Origin of the sequence: Dactylosporangium sucinum (assembly GCF_014647515.1) — a bacterium.
GTDB lineage: Bacteria > Actinomycetota > Actinomycetes > Mycobacteriales > Micromonosporaceae > Dactylosporangium > Dactylosporangium sucinum.
This window is the reverse complement of sequence record NZ_BMPI01000032.1, coordinates 1-1,301: the sequence shown is the minus strand read 5'-3', so window position 1 is coordinate 1,301 and position 1,301 is coordinate 1. Positions and strand designations below refer to the sequence as shown.

Sequence of the window (1,301 nt, the reverse complement as noted above, 5' to 3'; positions counted from 1 at the left end):
GATGGCGATGTCGAGGGCCTTGGAGCCGTCGAGTGCTTCGCCGGCGTCGGTGGTGGTCTGGAGGCTGAGTTTGAGTTTGAGGTAGTGGCCGTCGGCGAGGTTGATGGTGATGGCGTCGAGGACGAGGACGGTGCCGGGGGTGGGTTCGGGTTCGGCTTTGGCGGTGTTGGGTTTGAACATGAAGTACCCGCCGGCGCCGCCGCCGATGAGCGCGACGAGGGCGACGGTGATGATCATGATGAGTTTCTTCCGGCCGCCCTGCTTCGGGGCTTGTTCGGTGGTCTTGTCGGTGCTGGCCATGCTGGGCTGCTCCCTCAGTTCGCGGTGGTGGTGGCGGCCGAGGGCAGCAGTGCCCGGGTGTCGGCTGGCAGGTTGGACAGGACGATGATCTCGACGCGGCGGTTGAGGGTGGCGGCGCGTGGGTCGGTGGTGGGGTAGAGGGGTCTGGTGTCGGCGAACCCGGCGGCGATGAGCCGGGTTTCGGGGATGCCGGCGTGCTGGTGCAGGAGGCGTAGGACGCTGGCGGCGCGGGCGGTGGACAGTTCCCAGCCGGAGGGGTAGGTGCCGGTGCCGCCGGTGAGCTGGTTGGTGTGCCCGTCGATTTCGATGGTGTTGGGCAGGGCGGCGATGGCGGGGCCGACGCCGTCGATGATGGCGCGGCCGGCGGGCAGCAGGGTGGCTTCGTTGCCGTCGAAGACGATGCCGGTGGTGATGACGGTGACGACGAGGCCGCGTTCGTCGATGGTGAAGCGGACCTGGTCCTGCAGGCCGTGTTCGGCCAGTGCGTCGGTGATCTGCTGTTTGATCCGGTCGAAGTTCTGGACCTCCTGGGCGGCTCTGGCCTGGCGTTGGGCGGCCCGGGCGCGTTCCTTGGCCGCGACCGCTTCCTGGATCGCGGTGGCGTCGGAGGTGGTGCCGCCGATGCCGGAGGACATGTCCATGGGCGAGTTGCTGTCGGAGGACTCCATGAGGGAGGCCTCGCCGCCGTTGAACGCCACGGAGGGGTTGCCGAACCCGACGGCGAGGCCGTTCTTGAGCTCGGTGAACTTCTTCTGGTCGACCTGCGAGATCGCGAACAGCACGATGAACAGCACCATCAGCAGCGTCATCATGTCCGCGTAGGACACCAGCCACCGCTCGTGGTTCTCGTGCTCCTCCTCGTCGTGGCCGCCCTTGCTGTGTCTGGCGCGCGCACCCGCCTTCACGGCGGCGTGTCCACCACCACTCACCACGGCCTCCCCTGCAGGTCTGTAACGCTGACGGAGAGACCATCGACCCAACCGGACGACACGTAAGTTGCG

General features: G+C 67.6%; 2 protein-coding genes. Both read right to left on the bottom strand.

What is annotated here, in order from left to right; genetic code table 11:
* Window positions 1-300: flagellar basal body-associated FliL family protein (locus tag IEZ31_RS56935; protein ID WP_373294710.1), on the bottom strand; the 300-nt coding region annotated here is incomplete at its 3' end.
* 14 nt (window positions 301-314) lie between these two features.
* Window positions 315-1,229, bottom strand: coding sequence for a flagellar motor protein MotB (locus IEZ31_RS29235; protein WP_268241697.1), 915 nt, complete (start codon window positions 1,227-1,229; stop codon window positions 315-317).
* Between the last annotated feature and the right edge of the window lie 72 nt (window positions 1,230-1,301).